Genomic DNA, 15,988 nt, shown 5'->3' with positions numbered 1-15,988 from the left:
GCGCGCCGCCCATTGGTCTTAAGTCTCATGGCGTCCTATGCCTTCTCGCCGGCTGCAATTCTGCATGTCGGAGGCCGTCTTTTCCTTCTGAAGACTTCCGGTGACTTTGGCGTTGCTTCGCTGCAACGCCTCGAGATGGCTCCAGTTGATCTTCCTAGGAGTGGAACAAGAGCACCAATCCCTGTTCCACTTGATGGAACTCTCGTTCCTCTCGGCTGAGATCGAGGCCCACATTGAGCCCCTCTTTAAGTGCATCCTCAAAGGGGGGTGTTGATGGTGGAGCACTGTCAATGCAGAGCGCAGCGATCCCCACTGCCGTTGCATGCCAACGGAACCGGCTCGTCGTGCCGATGTCCGGTTCGTTCAACGCCTCTTCCAGGAGGATGTTGATGGTGAGGTTCGTGCTGGACATGGACATGTGGACCAGCATCGTGACCTCGGCAGGGTCCTGCAATCAGCTGAGAGACTTCGTATCGTTCGCATCATTCCGGCTGGATGCCCTCGGCTTCGGACCAATTCCCGCAGCGGATCGCTCTGGTTCACGAGTGGTTCTCACCACGCTCGGTCGGCGGAGCTGAACGTGTTGTTGAGACGATCGATTCCCTGCTGCAAAGCCGCGGCTGCGAGCCACAGCTGGCCGCCCTAATTGATGCCGAATCCTGCCGGTCTGGCAGTTGGTTGCAGGGCCGATCCGTCTTGACTAGCCCGATTCAAGGCCTGCCTTGGGGGCGTAGCCATGTGCAGCAGTACCTGCCTCTGTTGCCTTTTGCTGTGGAACAGATCGATCTCGGCGCAGCTGAGCTGGTGATCAGCAGCAGCCACCTGGTGGCCAAAGGTGTGCTGACCGGGCCGGAGCAGTTGCACATCAGTTATGTGCATACACCGGTTCGTTACGCCTGGGATCAGATGCACGCTTATCTGCAGCGCTCGGCGCTGGCGCGGCGCGGCCTCGGGCCCTTGATTCGCTGGCAGCTGCATGCCCTGCGCCAGTGGGATCAACTCAGTGCTCAGCGTGTGGATCACCTGATTGCCAATTCCCGTTTCACAGCACGCCGAATTCGCAAGTATTGGGGGCGGGAGGCCAGCGTGATCCATCCACCCGTGGAGGTGAATCGTTTTCGCTGGGATGCAGCTCGGGACGATGTTTACCTCTGCTTGTGCCGTTTGGTCCCTTACAAGCGGGTGGATTTGGTGGTGGAAGCCTTTAACCGGTTGGGACTGCCGCTCCTTGTGGTCGGGGACGGGCCGGAGCGTGCTCGGCTGGAGGCCCTGGCAGGGCCAACCGTCACCTTGCTGGGCCGCCAGTCCGGGCCACAGGTGGAGGAGCTCATGTCCCGATGTCGCGGGTTTGTTTATGCCGGGCTTGAGGATTTCGGCATTGCTCCTGTTGAAGCGATGGCCGCTGGCGCTCCGGTGATCGGCTTGGGGCGTGGTGGTTTGTTGGACACGGTGCGTTGTGCAGCGGCCGGGGTGAGGGAGCCCACAGGGGTGCTCTTCCCCGAGCAGACCGTCGAGTCGCTTGTTCAGGCTGTGGAGTGGTTTGAGCAAGGCCGGATCTGGCGTTCCTTCGATTCGGAAGCCATCCGTCAGTGGGCCGAGCGCTTTAGGCCCGAAGCATTCGCCGCACGCTTTGAATCTGCTCTGCAAGCGGCCTGGCAGGCCCATCGCCGCGGCTGTGACGTTGCAGCGAGTGACCCCGCGGAGATGCCAGGACTCCGCCTGTGACGTTGAGTGTGGTGAGTCCCAGGTTGAGCCTTTGACCTCGGCCTCTCGGCCCTCTTTGCTTCAGACAGCAGGACGTCCTGCGCGCCGCGGCAAGTACAAGCCCCATCTTGCGCTGATCTCAGCTCCCCCCTCGGCTCTGCCGGCTGTCGCTCTGATTCGCCATCAGAACCGGTGGGGCCGAGTGTTCAAGCGCACTGGAGACATCGTTTTTTCTCTGGCCGTTCTCGGCCTGGGCTCCCCAGTGCTGCTGCTCCTGGCTGGCTTGGTCAAGCTCAGTTCGCCCGGCCCGGTGTTCTACACCCAGCGTCGGGTGGGCCGGGGTTACAAACGTTTCGGCTGCATCAAGTTCCGCACCATGCGCGCCGATGCCGATGCTGTTTTGGCCCGCGTTCTGGAGGCGGATCCATCTCTGCGGGCTGAGTTTGAGCGTGACTTCAAGCTGAAGCGTGATCCCCGGATTACTCCCTTGGGTCGTTTCCTTCGCCGATCGAGTCTCGATGAGCTGCCGCAGTTTTTGAATGTCCTGTGCGGTGAGATGAGTGTGGTCGGCCCTCGCCCCATCGTTGATCAGGAACTCAGCCGTTATGGCCCATACATGGATGAAGTTGCTTCAGTTCGTCCAGGCTTGACGGGGCTGTGGCAAGTGAGCGGTCGTAACAATCTGAGCTACAAGAAACGCGTCAAGCTCGATCTGGCCTACGCGCGTGGTCGTTCGTTCAGCCTCGATCTCGCCATCATCCTGCGCACGTTTGGTGTGTTGCTTCTGCCGATGGATCGGGGCGCTTATTGATTGATTCCTGCTGAAAGGTGTTTAGAGACTGATCACCAGCTGGCTGATCACAAAAGCACTCAGCCAGAGGGTCTCAAGACGCCCTGATGCGTTGAGCACACATCTGACGAGGTGCACGTTGGCCGTTGGCTGGCCAGCCCCAAGCACCGGTTTCAGAACCCGGCGCTCTCCATAACGGTTTTCCCCGCCAAGTTGGATCCCGATGCAGTGGGCGTAAATCGCTTCTGAGCGACCTGCATTCGGTGATGGGTCTGCCGCTCCATCCCGTTCCGCTAACTGCACCCGTTGCGCCCAGCGCGTCCATGGAGGACAGACGAGGGGCAACGTCAGCATGACCAGACGGCAGGGCAGCCAGGTGAGCAGATCATCCAGGCGTGCACCCGCCGTTCCCAGCCAGCGCAGGCGACCCGTGCGATAGCCGAGCATGGAATCGAGCGTGCTGCTGGCCTTGAAGGCCCAGGCCAGAGCAAGTGGTCCTGGGCCTGAGGGCATGCCCATCCAGAGCAACGCACCGATGCCCATCCAGAACAACGGTGCGAACACGCCATCTACAGCGTTTTCTGAGGCTGTTTCGGCTGCAGCTCGGAGCAGCCCAGCTTGATCCAAGTTCTGCACGTCTCGTCCAACGATCCAGCCCAGCTTCTGGCGTGCCGGTTCGAGGTTGCCATCTGCCGATGGCGGAAGGGCGTTCAGTACCGCCAGCACGCTGTCCGTCAGGCTGCGGGCCGCCAGGGCGCTGGCAAGGCTCAGGGTCACAACTGCGATGCCAAGCCACTGCCATGGGGAGGGAAGCCAGAGCAGGCGCTCCACGCTCCAGCCCGCAAGGGCGCTGCCAGGCACCAGGATCAAGGTGATCAGTCCACCCCCGAAGCGCAGCTTGATGGGATGCTCCCCAGCCCATTGCTCGACCCTGCACCGCAGCTGCCGGATCCACCAGCCCATCACCACCACGGGATGGAGCATCCGGCTCGGGTCACCGATCAGCTGATCCAAGAGGGCTGCCCCGAGGATCAGCAGGCTTCCCATCGCTCCTGAGTTCATTGGCGGGGACCGCTCAGGAGCCAACAAAAATCCCCGCTCACTACCGAAAAGGCAGCAGAGCGGGGGGTGTGGTGAGTGCTGGAGTGAGATCCCACCGGGCGTTCAGTGTTCGCGCTGAATCAGGCGTCCTTCAACCAGCTGAACATCGAGCGGAGTCCCTTGCCCACCTTCTCAATCGGATGCTGTGCATCACGGTCGCGCACCTTTTTCATTTCGGGCTTGCCGGCTTCGCACTCGGCCACGAAGTTCTTGGCGAAGGTGCCGTCCTGGATGTCAGCCAGAACGCGTTTCATCTCGGCTTTGGTGTCGGCGGTGATCAGCCGGGGGCCGCTGACGTAGTCGCCGTATTCCGCGGTGTTGGAGATCGAATCGCGCATGGAGGTCAGTCCTCCCTTCACCATCAGATCCACGATCAGCTTCACCTCGTGCATGCACTCGAAGTAAGCCAGTTCGGGCTGGTATCCAGCTTCCACGAGGGTTTCGAAGCCTGCCTTGACCAGCTCGGACAGACCGCCGCAGAGCACAGCCTGCTCACCGAACAAATCTGTTTCGGTCTCCTCCTTGAAGTTGGTTTCCAGGATGCCGGCACGGGTGCCGCCGATGCCTTTGGCGTAGGCCATGGCCAGGCCCCGTGCGTTACCGGACGCGTCTTGTTCGATCGCGAACAGGGCAGGAACACCCTGACCGTTCTGATATTCCCAGCGCACGGTGTGGCCAGGGCCCTTCGGGGCAATCATCACCACGTCCACATCGGCAGGGGGTTTGATCAGCTCGAAGCGGATGTTGAAGCCGTGAGCGAAGCTGAGCACCTTGCCTGCATTGAGGTGGGGTGCGATTTCTTTCTCGTAGACGTCCTTCTGGAACTCGTCAGGCAGCAAGACCATGATCCAGTCGGCCTTGGCAGAGGCATCGGCCACGCTCAGAACCTCAAGTCCATCGGCTTTGGCTTTCTCGGCCGACCGGCTGCCGTCATAGAGGCCCACGACCACATCGACCCCTGAGTCCTTCAAGTTCAGGGCGTGGGCATGACCCTGGGAGCCATAACCAATGATGGCCACGGTCTTGCCGTTCAGCAGACCGAGATCGGCGTCGGAGTCGTAGAAAAGCTGGGCCATCCGGGGCGGGCTTGCGCAACAGTGCAGTGGACGAGCTTACGCAGCGGCCTGCCCCGTTCAGATCAGGCTTCGTTGGGATGTGAGATCACGCGGTCGATGAGCCCGTACTCCTTGGCTTCCTCGGCGCTGAGGAAGTAGTCCCTGTCGGTGTCCTTCTCAATCTTTTCGAAGCTCTGCCCACTCATGTCAGCCAAGGATTGGTTGAGCATCTCCTTCATCCGCAGGATCTCTCGTGCCTCGATTTCAATGTCACTGGCCTGGCGCCGGCTGGTGCCGCCAAGGGGCTGGTGAATCATGATCCTGCTGTGGGGCAAAGCGACACGTTTGCCTTTCGTTCCGGCCGCCAGGAGGAAGGCACCCATGGATGCGGCGAGGCCGACGCAGATGGTGACGACTTCGCTCTTGACGTACTGAATGGTGTCGTAGATCGCTAGTCCAGCTGTGACGGAGCCGCCGGGGGAGTTGATGTACAGGTAAATCGGCTTGCTGCTGTCTTCCGAGTCGAGATAAAGCATCTGGGCCACGAGGCTGTTGGCGATGCCGTCATTGACTTCAGAGCCAAGGAAGAGGATCCGCTCCACCCCAAGACGGGTGTAGATGTCGACCCAGCGCTCCATCTGGCTGCCTGGGAGGCGGTAAGGAACGCTGGGAGTACCGATCGGCATGGTTCAGGACGTTGAAAAGAGAAGTGCAAGTGGGGCGGATCAGATGCCGCTGGTCAGACGCAGCTGGTCAGACGCCGCTGGTTAGACGGAGGTATTGCCGGGCAGTTCTTTGCGGCTGCTGAGCACGCGGTCGATGAGTCCGTACTCGACGGCTTGTTGGGGTGTCAGGTAGCTCATCCGGTCGGAGTCCTTACTCAGCTCCTCCACGGATCTCCCGGTGTTGGTGGAAAGGATTTCAAGCATGGCTTGCTTGTTGTGCAGCACTTCCTTGGCCCGGATCTGGATGTCCGTGGCTTGGCCGCGGGCACCGCTGCGGGGCTGGTGCAGAACAATGGAGGAGTGGGGCAGAGCAGCCCGTTGGCCTTTTGTTCCTGCTGAAAGGATCACCGCTGCCGTACCCATGGCTTGACCGATGCAGATGGTGTGCACCGGGGGTTTGACGTAGCGGAGGGTGTCGCAGATGGCGAAGGCTTCGGTCTCAAAGCCGATCGCTTCTCCTGAGTACCAGCTGGTTCCCGTGGAGTTGATATAGAAGTAAATCGGCTTTTCTGGGTTGTCGAATTCCAGAAAGAGCAGCTGAGCAATGATCAGCTCAGTGACATCGATTCCCATCTGACGCTTGGCATCGTCGTCAGAAAACAAGGGCAAGCCCAAGTACACGATCCGCTCCTTGAGTAGGAGGGACGGAAGGTCGGGAGGTGGTGTGCGCATCACGGCGCTGTCGCCGTAGTACGGGGCCGAAGTTGTCATCTCCACCATCGCGGTGAGGCGAGCCTAGCCGGGGTCAGCGGGCTTGCGGTGGCTGGTTTTGGCCGGTTTTCCCTGACTTTTCGATTTGGTTGAAGTCTTGGTGTCGGTTGTTGCATCTTTGGAGTCCAGACGGGCGAACACCATCCGACCCGTTGGCGTTTGCAGGGCACCGGTCACCACCACAGGCTTGCGTTGGCCGATCAGCGATTTTGCATCGTTGACCACCACCATCGTTCCGTCGTCGAGATAGCCGACGCCCTGGCTCTCCTCCTTGCCCTCACGCACGATCTTGAGTTTGAGTTCATCGCCGGGTTGCACCTCAGGCCGCAACGCGATCACCAGCTCACTCAGATTCATCACCTTCAGTTCTTTCACCTGGGCGACCTGCGCCAGGTTGAAGTCCGCGGTTACCAGGGTTCCGCCCGTGTCAGAGGCCAGCTGCAGCAGACGGTCGTCCGTTCCCTTCCCGTCGTAACGGGTGCTGTTGATCACAAGCCGTCGCCCGTAGGTCTCCCGTAGATCTTTCAGCAACTTCAATCCACGCCGGCCTTTGGCCCGCTTCTCAACATTGGTGGAATCCGACAGTTGCTGCATTTCATCGATGACTGATTCAGCGACGATCACCTGTCCTTCCAGCAAGCCGCACGCAAGCATTCCGCGGATCCGACCATCGATGATCACGCTGGTATCGAGGATCTTGGCCGTGGCTGGGGTGAGCACCCCATCGGCCACCAGCAGGGCTTCCGTGCTGGCGGGATTGAACAGGCGCAGCAGCGTGCGGCCATGCACCTCAGCCAGGTTGCTTCCCAGAATCCCGAAAAAGACATTGCTCACCACTGCCAGCAGCGGTTTGAGCAGGGCAATTCCCCCGGAGAACGGAAGCAGTAGAACGGGCAACAGCAGCAGATTGGCGACCAGCAGCCCGAGGATCAGGCCGACAGCCCGGCTCACCAAAAGATCGGTGGGCATGGTGCGCACTTGCTGCATCAAGCGCACTCGGAGCCTTTGAAACACCAAGCCGGCAATGACTCCGATGCCGCCTCCCGACCCGCTGAGAATCAGCCGGAGCCGTTCGGCATCAGTGGTTTCGGTGACCAGTCCGTCTGGAAGCAGATGAACTCCCATCCATCCGGCGGCTGCACCGGAGACCACAAACAGAAGAAGGATGAGCGGATCCACCATGGGTTCAGGTCGTGGCAGCTCAATCCGGATGCCAGAAGCATGCCCTATCCCATCCCTCCCCGCAGCGCTTATCTCCACATTCCCTTCTGCCACCGGCGCTGTTACTACTGCGATTTCGCGGTTGTTCCCTTGGGGGATCAAGCCCGTGCCGACCAGGGGCCTGGCAGTCGCTCCATCCGCGAGTACCTAAGCCTTCTGCATCGCGAAATCGCTGCTGCACCAGTCGGTCCGCCCCTGTCCACGGTCTACATCGGTGGCGGGACGCCATCGCTCTTGTGTCCGGATCAGATCGCTGCACTGCTCGACGCCTTGGCGGAAAAGTTCGGGCTTCAGCCCGGTGCGGAAATCACCCTGGAAATGGATCCGGCCACCTTTGACTGCGCGCAGCTGTCTGCGGTTCTCTCCCTCGGGGTGAATCGCATCAGCTTGGGAGGGCAGAGCTTTGACGACTCGGTGCTCGAACAGCTGGGGCGGCGGCATCGGCAGCACGACCTTCAGGCGTCGATCGACTGGCTGGTGCAGGCCCGGCGCGACGGAGTCCTCCAGTCCTGGAGTCTCGACCTCATTCAGAACCTGCCGGGTCAGACCATGGCCGCGTGGGAGGAGCAGTTGGATCAGGCCATTGCCAGTCAGGCCCCCCATCTCTCGATCTACGACCTTTCGGTGGAACCGGGCACCGTGTTTGATCGCCAACGCACGCTTGGTGCGCTGAAACTTCCGGATGACGACCTCGCCGTTGCGCTGATGGACCTAACCACGCATCGGCTGGCTGCTGCAGGCCTCAGCCGTTACGAGATTTCCAACCATGCCCGGCCTGGCCATGCCTCACGTCACAACCGGGTGTATTGGAGCGGTGCCGGTTGGTGGGGATTTGGAATGGGAGCGACATCAGCGCCCTGGGGGGAGCGCTTGGCGCGACCACGCACACGGGCTGCCTACGCGGCATGGCTCGACAGCCGTCCTGAGGAAACCGTCGCCGAGGTTGGTCTTCCACTGGATGACCAATTGTTGGTGGGACTGCGGCGCCGGGAAGGGGTGACGCTGCATGGCTTTGATGCAGATGCACTGGTCCGTCGCTGGCAGCCGTTCGTTGAGCGTGGGTGGCTGCAGCAGCGGGCAGGGCGTTGGTGCCTCACCGACCCCGAAGGAATGGCTGTCAGCAATCAGGTGCTGATTGAGGTGATTCTGTGGTGGGAAGAGGTTTCGGAGAGGACTGCTAAGGCCACAAGTCAGTCATATCCATTGATCTGATCAACAAGCGGCTGCTGTTGCGACTCGTGTCAGCGACTTGGGCGAGACACGTCTGTATGGCTGCTTCACGCAGCATGCTCATAAAAAAAGAGGTAGGCCCCTCAGCCCACCCCCAAACGACGTATTGAAGGCACCACTGCCTTCGAACCAATCTTCGCTGACAGGCGACCCTTCGCTGGGTATCAAATGCACCAAATTAGGCATTAATTACTAGCCAAATCTCCTCAAGTTGACTGTGAAGATGAGCTGGGCGCCAGCACCACTGCAAGCGCTTGGGAGGCTGAATGTTCGCGGGTTCCCTCGCCCGCGTCTCCCCAAACGCTTAAATCAGCCGAATCAGGTCTCGATCAAAGTCTCCTATCACTGATAGGTAATCAGGTAGAGATCAACGAGAGTTGGTTCCACTAAAGAAAAATTTCGACGAGTGCACATCTTTTGCCTGGCGTTGCAGTGCATCATCTGGTCAGGCAGATCAAGAAGGATCACTCATCAACTCTGAAATATTGGGCATGGGATCCGCCTTCCCGTCAGCAATTGCGCGAGCGCGAAGGTAAAACCAGCTCTCCGTATCGCCCTTGGCTTCCATGCTCTCAGCGATGGAGATCCAATTGTTGATTTCAGCTTGATCCATGGGGAAGCAAATAAAAAATCTCCGGAACCCCTCAGAACCAGAGATAGTTCAACTGTCTGGTTGCAGCTCAGCTGTCAGACCCTTGGATCTTAAAAATCGAGAGCAGGCAACGGAGGTACGGATGACCGTTGCCACCGGCCCCATGAGTCGTGGCTGTTTGTATGGGCGTACCAAGGGGTTCGGTGTTCGTGGATCCCAGCAACCTCGTCGTCAAGCTTGCAGCCCTCTTCTTCCGCGTCCGTCGCCGGCACTTCTTGATCGTTGGCGGCGCTCATGTTGAGCAGGGGGACTGGTGGATGCCTCAACCGTCAATGGCGATCCAGGGGTTGAAATGAGTCTTCTGACGGATAGGCCGGCTTGCATGTCCTGCCTATCAAGGAACAAGTTGCCACAAGATCATGGACATGATGTTTTTCATTGGCATGAACATCGCTCTTCTCGGGTTGCTCGTCTATGGCCTGCTTACAGCCAGGCAGAAAATCAAGGCTGGCCGTAAAGAGATCATCTGAAGTATCAGCCCACAGACTGATCCTTCCTGGGCTGAAAACCCCTGACGTTCTTGCTGGCATCAATTAGTCCACAACGGCGTCAGCCCTGTATTTCACCATCGGTGCGGCACCACCACAGCCGGCTAGAGGTACTGAAGCTGAACGAATGTCTCGTTTGTAGCTCACTTGCAACCGGATCGATTCTTTTAATCACTTAGCCACTCATCTCCAGGCTTCGCATCAGTCGAAGCCGTTGAGTCGAAGCCGTTGTGGCGCAGTGCTTTTAGGCTCTGATTGGAATTATTGATTGTCATGGGTGTTTCCTGTGATGGGTGGAGTTTGGTTCCGGGTCTGGTTGACCCACCCCTTCAACGCCTCAATGAACAGTTGGCGCCCATCCACAAGGGCCGGACTGAACGGAGGTTGTTTTGTTGTTAGGCCCAGCAGGTCTGCCGTGACGCGCACCTGGCCATCGCAGCTCTCACCGGCTCCGATGCCGATCACGGGAATGCTCAGGGCTTGTTGCACCTTGCTCGCCAGCTCCGACGGGACATGTTCCAGCACCAGAGAGAAGCAGCCCTTCTGTTCCAGAGTTCGCGCCTGATCCAGCAGGCGCTCTTGGCTGATGGCATCCGTGGCCTGACGGCGATAGCCCAGACGATGCACGGCCTGTGGGGTGAGGCCAAGGTGCCCCATCACGGGAATGCCCATCCGCACCAGTCGGTCGATCACGGTCACGACCTCAGGCTCCGCCCCCTCCAGCTTCACTGCGGCAGCACTGGACTCCTTCAGGAGTCGGCCTGCAGCCGCCACGGCACGGTCTTCGCCGCACTGGTAGCTGAGAAAGGGGAGGTCGCAGACCAGCAGGGGTTGATCGGCCGGCATGGCTGTCAATCCCCGCGCCACCGCCTGCGTGTGATGGAGCATCTGATCCAGGCTCACAGGGAGTGTTGTGGCATGGCCTAGCGCCACCATGGCCAGTGAATCGCCAATCAGCACCACATCGGCACCGGCTGCTTCTGCGAGAGACGCAGAGAGGCTGTCCCATGCAGTGAGCACGGCGATGGGGTGGCCCTTCTGCTTGAAGCGGGTCAGATCAGAAGGACGCATGCAGCTTCAGAACCCCTCGGGGGCTCATTGCTAGCATTCTGCCGACTCGGACCCATGCGGCTCCGACGCCCAAATCTGGTCAGAACCGGAAGGGAGCAGCCACACGGGATGCTCAGGGCAGGCGTGGATTCCGGGTCACCACTTTCAGACCGCTCGATTGAGAGTCAGATTCCTCAGGACTTTCAATCGGAGCTGTTGTTCTGCTGCTGACGGCGACGCAGGAATTCAGGGATTCTGGCGCCGTTCTCTTCAGGTTCCGCTTGGGTCGCCATGGCAGGCATGGAGCGGCTGCGCTCACTGCGGTAGGGCTGCTTGTTATCGAATCCTGTGGCGATCACCGTGACGTGAATCTCTCCTTCGAGCGCTTCATCCACCACGGCGCCCACGATGATGTTCGCCTCCGGATCAACGACGTCGTAGATGACTTCTGAAGCGGTGGTCATGTCCTCCAGGGTCATGTCCTTGCCGCCGCTGATGTTGATCACACAGCCTTTGGCCCCATCGATGCGCTCTGTTTCCAGCAGTGGACTTGCGATCGCAGCCTGGGCTGCCTCCACGGCTCTGGACCGGCCAGAACCGATGCCGATGCCCAGCAGTGCTGTACCTGCTTCGGTCATCACGGAGCGAACGTCCGCGAAGTCAACATTCACCAGGCCGGGGCACGTGATGATGTCACTGATGCCTTTGACGCCCATGCGCAGGACATCATCTGCACTGCGGAATGCCTCTTGAAGAGGTGCTCCGCCGATGGCCTCCCGCAGCCGGTCATTGGGAATCACGATCAGGGTGTCCACATGCTCGGCCAATCGAGTGATTCCTTCGTCGGCCTGACGCATGCGACGGCGGCCCTCGAAACTGAATGGCTTGGTCACGATGCCAACGGTGAGAGCCCCGACTTCCCGGGCTACCTCAGCCACCACAGGTGCGGCTCCAGTTCCGGTTCCACCGCCCATACCTGCGGCGATGAACACCAGATCAGCTCCCTGCAGTGCGTCGTGCAGATCAGTGCGGGATTCTTCGGCTGCCTTCTGACCGATGGTGGGGTTGCCTCCGGCGCCGAGTCCCCGGGTCAGAGTTTGCCCGAGCTGTAGCCGTTGCTGGGCCTGGGATTGGATCAGAGCCTGGGCATCCGTGTTCAGAACGCGATAGCCAACGCCCTCAAGATCGCTGAGGATCATGCGGTTGACAGCATTGCTGCCGCCCCCACCAACGCCAATGACCTCGATGCGGGCGGATTGGCTGGGCTGGATTCCAGCTGCCGTGTAAGACCCTGAGCCGCTCACCATCTCCATCGTCGAGGCTGAACCAGTTGGTTGCGTTGCATTATGTCCCTGAAGCCCTGTCCTGGCTTCAACAGATCACAAACCAGGCGCTGAGGTTGTGGTCTCCAGATTTTCAACGCTCTGGTCTCAGGGTTGCGACTTGGCGTTCTGGGGGGCGGGTGGATTCGCTAACTGCAGTTCCGGACGGTCGGGATCGCTGAGATCAAGACTGCTTTTCCGGGCTTGGCGTAGATGCTCCGGCAACGTGTTGTTGAGGTGGATGATCGTCTCGATCTGGGTGTTGAGCAGGGATGGTTCGCCTCCGAGATCAATCCTGCCCAGGCTCGTTGTGACAAGGCTGATGTCTCCGTCGGGGTGCACCACGATGCTTTTCAGCATCCCCTCGAAGCGATCCCGTTGTTGCAGCAGCTCAGCGACATAGCCGCGTTGCTGTTCGTTCCAACCGCGCACCAAGATTTTTGTGAGCGGCTGCGGTGATGCGTCATTCAGGCTCATCCACTGCCCTTTGGCATCTAACAAGCCTCGTTCCCGCCCAGCGGGACCCTGACGCACAGCCTGGGCGATTGGGATCTGTGGCTTCAGGTTGACGATGAGGCGAGCGGGCAGCATCTGGCGCTCCACCTGAGCGCTGCGCACCGGCAGGGAACGAATCAGCTCTTGTTCAAGCGTCCTGGGACTGACCTCCAGTAGGGGTTGGGGAAAGCGCAGATTGGCCGCCTCGACGACTTGGTCCGTCTCAAGGGCAGCGCCACCCTTCAGGATCACCGCCTCAGGGCCAGGCAGGGTCCAGCCATGGCGCAGCAGGATCCAAGCGAATCCTCCGCTCAGAACAAGCATGGCCACGAGGCGCCAAAACTGAACCAAAAGGCTCAGGCGCCGTTGACGGCGCAATTCCCTGCGACGGGCCATCTGGGCTGAGATGGGCCGTTCAGATGCTTTGTGTTTGCTGATGACCCGGCTCAAAGGTCGCACCGGGCCCGGGCCATTAATTGCTCACCCCAGCTGCGAGCGCGGTCGGCGTCGGAGAAGGGAACATCCATCTGCAGGCCTTTGCCGATGAGTCGCAGCCGACAGCGCCCCTGGGATTCATCCGTCAGGGGGGCATCACCGGAGGCAAGTGACATAAGTTCCACAAGCTCGAGCCGGCAGACATCAAACGAGCCCTGATCCTGAAACTTGCCAGCCTCAAAGCTGCTCCAGTGCAGTTCCCCGTCTTTCAGTCGGGCACCACCGCATCCGTCGAGCTTGGCCAGTTCCGAGCCTTCGGCCCAGGCACGAAACAGGTTTTGGCGCCGCCGTTCCAGCCATCCAAGCGAGGCCAGCAGCACAAAGGCCAGCAATAGAGGAAACCAGAGCAGTCCGTGGCTCATGGGTCAGGCGAAGGACGCTGCGTTCATTCTCCTGCTGTTTGGATCAGTTGGTGAACCAACTGGTCGAGTGTTACGCCACTGGCCGCCCAGAGCATGGGGAACATGCTTTGCGCCGTGAAGCCGGGCAGGGTGTTGATTTCGTTGATCCAGAGCTGATCGGTGCTGTCGTCGTAGAAGAAATCCACCCGACCCATCCCGTTGACGCCAACGGCAGCGCAAGCCTGCAAGGCCTGAGCACGGATGCGGACACTCACTTGATCGGGCAGGGGAGCTGGGATCAACGTGGTGCTGCGCCCAGCGGTGTATTTCGTGTCGTAGTCGTACCAGTCCGCATCAAAACGAACCTCGCCGACCACCGACGCCTCGAGCGTGCGCCCCCCCAGCACGGCGCATTCCACTTCCCTGGCGTTGACGCCCTGCTCCACCACCAGCCTTGGGTCGAGCGCTGCTGCCTGGTTGAGGCCAGCCTCTAGTTCCTGGCGCGAACGGACCTTGCTGATGCCCACAGAGGAACCAAGATTGGCGGGCTTCACGAAGCAGGGGTAATTCAGTTCTGTTTCGATCCGATCCAGGAGAGCGGATCGGCTGTTGGGCTCCTCGAGTTCGGAAGCCAGCAGCGACACGTAGGGCACTTGAGACAGCCCGGCGCTGGCGAAAGCGGACTTCATCGCTTGTTTGTCCATGCTCACTGCTGAGCCAAGAACTCCGGCACCCACGAAGGGTTTGCCGGTCAGCTGGAACAACCCCTGAATGGTGCCGTCCTCTCCATTGGGACCATGCAGGACCGGATACCAGATGTCGACCGCATCGCAACCCTCAGGGAATCCTTGGAATCCTGAGGGAGGCAGCGGCGGTGTGAGCTCCGGAGCGGTTTCGGAGGCCAGGGTCGTCTCGGCGAGATCCGTTCCCCACCAGCGCCCATCACGGTCGATATAAATCGCCTGGACGACATAGCGATCTGTGTTCCGTCCGCTGCGCAGGCCGCGAACGACGGTCGCCGCAGATCGGATTGACACGTCGTGTTCTCCAGAGCGGCCTCCAAAGACGAGCCCGACCGTGATGGGACTGGACGGCATGGCTGCTGCGACCCCTGAGCAGTGGGAGCGCCAAAGGTATCAGCGTTGAGCTCAGCGGGGCAGGGGGCTACCGCTGAGTGAAAAGGAGCGAACGGCATCAATGCGTACTTGCACAAGATCGCCGGCTCCATAGACGTGACCATCCGGTCCGGTGGCACTGAAGAAGGTCAGGCGATTGGTCCGGGTTCGCCCCATGAGTTGCGATGGGTCCTTGGGGTTGATGCCTTCCGCCAGCACTTCTTCGGTTCGGCCCTCGTAGCGGGCATTGGCCTGGCGGGCGCAGCGTTCAACCAGGGCATTGATCTCGCGCAGGCGTTCCACCTTCACCTCCTCCGGCAGCTGGTTGTCCCAGTTGGCGGCGGGGGTGTTGGGCCGTGGTGAATAGGCCGCCGTGTTCACCTGGTCGAAGCCGATCTCCTCGATCAGATCGAGGGTGCGGCGGTATTGCGCATCGGTTTCGCCGGGGAAGGCGACGATCACATCGGCGCTGAGGGAGGCGTCGGGCATGCGTTCGCGGATGCGGTCGATGATCCGCCGGTAGCGCTCCACGGTGTAGCCCCGGGCCATGGCCTGCAGAACGTCGTTGTCGCCGCTCTGGAAGGGAATATGAAAGTGCTCACAGAGCTTGGTCAGGTCGGCACAGGCATCGATCAGCCGCTCGGTGAAATAGCGCGGATGGCTGGTGGCAAAGCGGATCCGTTCAATGCCCTCCACGTCGTGGACGTGATGGAGCAGATCGGTGAGGGTGTGCTGGCGGCGACCTTCTGGGGTGATGCCCGGCAGATCCCGGCCGTAGGCATCGATGTTTTGCCCCAGCAGGGTGATCTCCCTGTAGCCCTGGGCAGCGAGCCCCTCCATTTCCAGCTTGATCGCCTGGGGCAGTCGCGATTGTTCTTTGCCTCGTACCGAAGGCACCACGCAGTAGGTGCAGCGTTCGTTGCAGCCGTAGATCACGTTCACCCAGCCGCAGATGCTGCTGTCCCGGCGGGCCGTGGTGATGTCTTCAAGGATGTGGTGGTCTTCGGTGGCGACCACCTGCTGGCCGCTGTCCACCTGAAGCAGCAGGGTCTCGAGGCGATTCGCGTGCTGCGGTCCCATCACCAGATCCAGCTCCGGCACCCGCCGCAGCAGTGATTCACCCTCCTGCTGGGCAACACAGCCCGCCACCACCAGGGTGAGATTGGGGTTGCTGCGTTTTCTCTGGGCCTGTCTGCCCAGGTAGCTGTACACCTTCTGCTCGGCGTTGTCCCGGATGGTGCAGGTGTTGTAGAGCACCAGATCGGCATCCAGTTCGGCCGACGCCTCCCGGTAGCCCATGGCCTCCAGGATTCCCGCCATCCGTTCGGAATCCGCCTTGTTCATTTGGCAGCCGAAAGTGGTGATCCAGTAGCTGCCCCGCTGGGGCTGGGCGGTGGCGTTAGTGGCGAGGGGGGCGGAGGCGACCAAGACTCGAGCTCAAGCCTTCTCAGTGTGAGTCACAGCGGTGTTGTGTCAGTTTGGGGATTGGTGCT

17 protein-coding genes and 1 other RNA gene are annotated in these 15,988 nt (G+C 60.4%); 5 read left to right on the top strand and 13 right to left on the bottom strand.

Features of this window, described 5'->3' with window-relative positions:
* Positions 1 to 154 precede the first annotated feature (154 nt).
* Positions 155 to 412, bottom strand: a complete 258-nt coding sequence (locus DXY29_RS06195; protein ID WP_226406380.1) for a hypothetical protein — start codon at positions 410 to 412, stop codon at positions 155 to 157.
* Positions 413 to 495: 83 nt separating this feature from the next.
* Between DXY29_RS06195 and DXY29_RS06190 the strand changes: the two genes are divergently transcribed.
* The gene (locus tag DXY29_RS06190; protein WP_115023787.1) at positions 496 to 1,725 is read left to right on the top strand and encodes a glycosyltransferase; all 1,230 of its coding nucleotides are present in this window, start codon (positions 496 to 498) and stop codon (positions 1,723 to 1,725) included.
* A 31-nt stretch (positions 1,726 to 1,756) separates the two neighbouring features.
* Positions 1,757 to 2,515 carry a sugar transferase gene (locus DXY29_RS06185; protein ID WP_115023786.1) on the top strand — a complete coding sequence of 253 codons (759 nt, stop codon included), beginning with the start codon at positions 1,757 to 1,759 and terminating at the stop codon, positions 2,513 to 2,515.
* A gap of 21 nt (positions 2,516 to 2,536) precedes the next feature.
* On the opposite strand, the gene cbiB is transcribed toward DXY29_RS06185, so the two are convergent.
* From cbiB to DXY29_RS06160, 5 genes are all read right to left on the bottom strand, one after another.
* The gene (cbiB, locus tag DXY29_RS06180; RefSeq protein WP_244279327.1) at positions 2,537 to 3,556 is read right to left on the bottom strand and encodes an adenosylcobinamide-phosphate synthase CbiB; all 1,020 of its coding nucleotides are present in this window, start codon (positions 3,554 to 3,556) and stop codon (positions 2,537 to 2,539) included.
* 119 nt (positions 3,557 to 3,675) lie between these two features.
* Complete coding sequence (ilvC, locus tag DXY29_RS06175) at positions 3,676 to 4,671, bottom strand: ketol-acid reductoisomerase (protein WP_115023782.1); 996 nt, start codon at positions 4,669 to 4,671, stop codon at positions 3,676 to 3,678.
* Between the two features lie 62 nt (positions 4,672 to 4,733).
* Positions 4,734 to 5,336: an ATP-dependent Clp protease proteolytic subunit gene (locus DXY29_RS06170; RefSeq protein WP_115023781.1), complete on the bottom strand. Its 603-nt coding sequence runs from the start codon at positions 5,334 to 5,336 to the stop codon at positions 4,734 to 4,736.
* An 81-nt stretch (positions 5,337 to 5,417) separates the two neighbouring features.
* Positions 5,418 to 6,086 (bottom strand): ATP-dependent Clp protease proteolytic subunit, encoded by a 669-nt coding sequence (locus DXY29_RS06165; RefSeq protein WP_115024307.1) that lies wholly within the window; start codon positions 6,084 to 6,086, stop codon positions 5,418 to 5,420.
* A gap of 24 nt (positions 6,087 to 6,110) precedes the next feature.
* Positions 6,111 to 7,268 carry a PIN/TRAM domain-containing protein gene (locus DXY29_RS06160; RefSeq protein WP_115023779.1) on the bottom strand — a complete coding sequence of 386 codons (1,158 nt, stop codon included), beginning with the start codon at positions 7,266 to 7,268 and terminating at the stop codon, positions 6,111 to 6,113.
* Between the two features lie 39 nt (positions 7,269 to 7,307).
* Between DXY29_RS06160 and hemW the strand changes: the two genes are divergently transcribed.
* Positions 7,308 to 8,519, top strand: a complete 1,212-nt coding sequence (gene hemW / locus DXY29_RS06155; protein WP_115023777.1) for a radical SAM family heme chaperone HemW — start codon at positions 7,308 to 7,310, stop codon at positions 8,517 to 8,519.
* Between the two features lie 472 nt (positions 8,520 to 8,991).
* Here the strand turns inward: hemW and DXY29_RS13465 are convergent, their stop codons facing one another.
* Positions 8,992 to 9,150 (bottom strand): hypothetical protein, encoded by a 159-nt coding sequence (locus DXY29_RS13465; RefSeq protein ID WP_170952138.1) that lies wholly within the window; start codon positions 9,148 to 9,150, stop codon positions 8,992 to 8,994.
* A gap of 149 nt (positions 9,151 to 9,299) precedes the next feature.
* Between DXY29_RS13465 and DXY29_RS13025 the strand changes: the two genes are divergently transcribed.
* The gene (locus tag DXY29_RS13025; RefSeq protein WP_136987734.1) at positions 9,300 to 9,485 is read left to right on the top strand and encodes a hypothetical protein; all 186 of its coding nucleotides are present in this window, start codon (positions 9,300 to 9,302) and stop codon (positions 9,483 to 9,485) included.
* 453 nt (positions 9,486 to 9,938) lie between these two features.
* Here DXY29_RS13025 and panB read toward each other — a convergent pair whose 3' ends face one another.
* Positions 9,939 to 10,748: a 3-methyl-2-oxobutanoate hydroxymethyltransferase gene (gene panB, locus DXY29_RS06150; RefSeq protein WP_115023775.1), complete on the bottom strand. Its 810-nt coding sequence runs from the start codon at positions 10,746 to 10,748 to the stop codon at positions 9,939 to 9,941.
* A 43-nt stretch (positions 10,749 to 10,791) separates the two neighbouring features.
* On the opposite strand from panB, the gene ffs reads away from it, so the two are divergent.
* Positions 10,792 to 10,888: signal recognition particle sRNA small type (ffs, locus tag DXY29_RS06145), an RNA gene on the top strand.
* A gap of 42 nt (positions 10,889 to 10,930) precedes the next feature.
* Here the strand turns inward: ffs and ftsZ are convergent.
* The 5 genes from ftsZ to miaB form a co-directional block, all read right to left on the bottom strand.
* Entirely contained in the window at positions 10,931 to 12,040 is a 1,110-nt protein-coding gene (ftsZ, locus tag DXY29_RS06140) for a cell division protein FtsZ (protein WP_115023773.1), read from the bottom strand.
* A 117-nt stretch (positions 12,041 to 12,157) separates the two neighbouring features.
* The gene (locus DXY29_RS06135; protein ID WP_244279326.1) at positions 12,158 to 12,940 is read right to left on the bottom strand and encodes a cell division protein FtsQ/DivIB; all 783 of its coding nucleotides are present in this window, start codon (positions 12,938 to 12,940) and stop codon (positions 12,158 to 12,160) included.
* A gap of 50 nt (positions 12,941 to 12,990) precedes the next feature.
* The gene (locus DXY29_RS06130) at positions 12,991 to 13,401 is read right to left on the bottom strand and encodes a hypothetical protein (RefSeq protein ID WP_115023769.1); all 411 of its coding nucleotides are present in this window, start codon (positions 13,399 to 13,401) and stop codon (positions 12,991 to 12,993) included.
* 23 nt (positions 13,402 to 13,424) lie between these two features.
* The gene (locus DXY29_RS06125; protein WP_115023768.1) at positions 13,425 to 14,477 is read right to left on the bottom strand and encodes a D-alanine--D-alanine ligase family protein; all 1,053 of its coding nucleotides are present in this window, start codon (positions 14,475 to 14,477) and stop codon (positions 13,425 to 13,427) included.
* Between the two features lie 51 nt (positions 14,478 to 14,528).
* A complete protein-coding gene (gene miaB / locus DXY29_RS06120; RefSeq protein ID WP_115023766.1) occupies positions 14,529 to 15,923 on the bottom strand; it encodes a tRNA (N6-isopentenyl adenosine(37)-C2)-methylthiotransferase MiaB in 1,395 nt (464 codons plus the stop codon).
* Positions 15,924 to 15,988: the final 65 nt, after the last annotated feature.

The sequence above is a fragment of the Synechococcus sp. UW69 genome (assembly GCF_900474185.1).
In the GTDB taxonomy this organism is placed as follows: Bacteria; Cyanobacteriota; Cyanobacteriia; order PCC-6307; family Cyanobiaceae; genus Parasynechococcus.
This window is presented reverse-complemented; position numbering and strand designations above follow the sequence as displayed.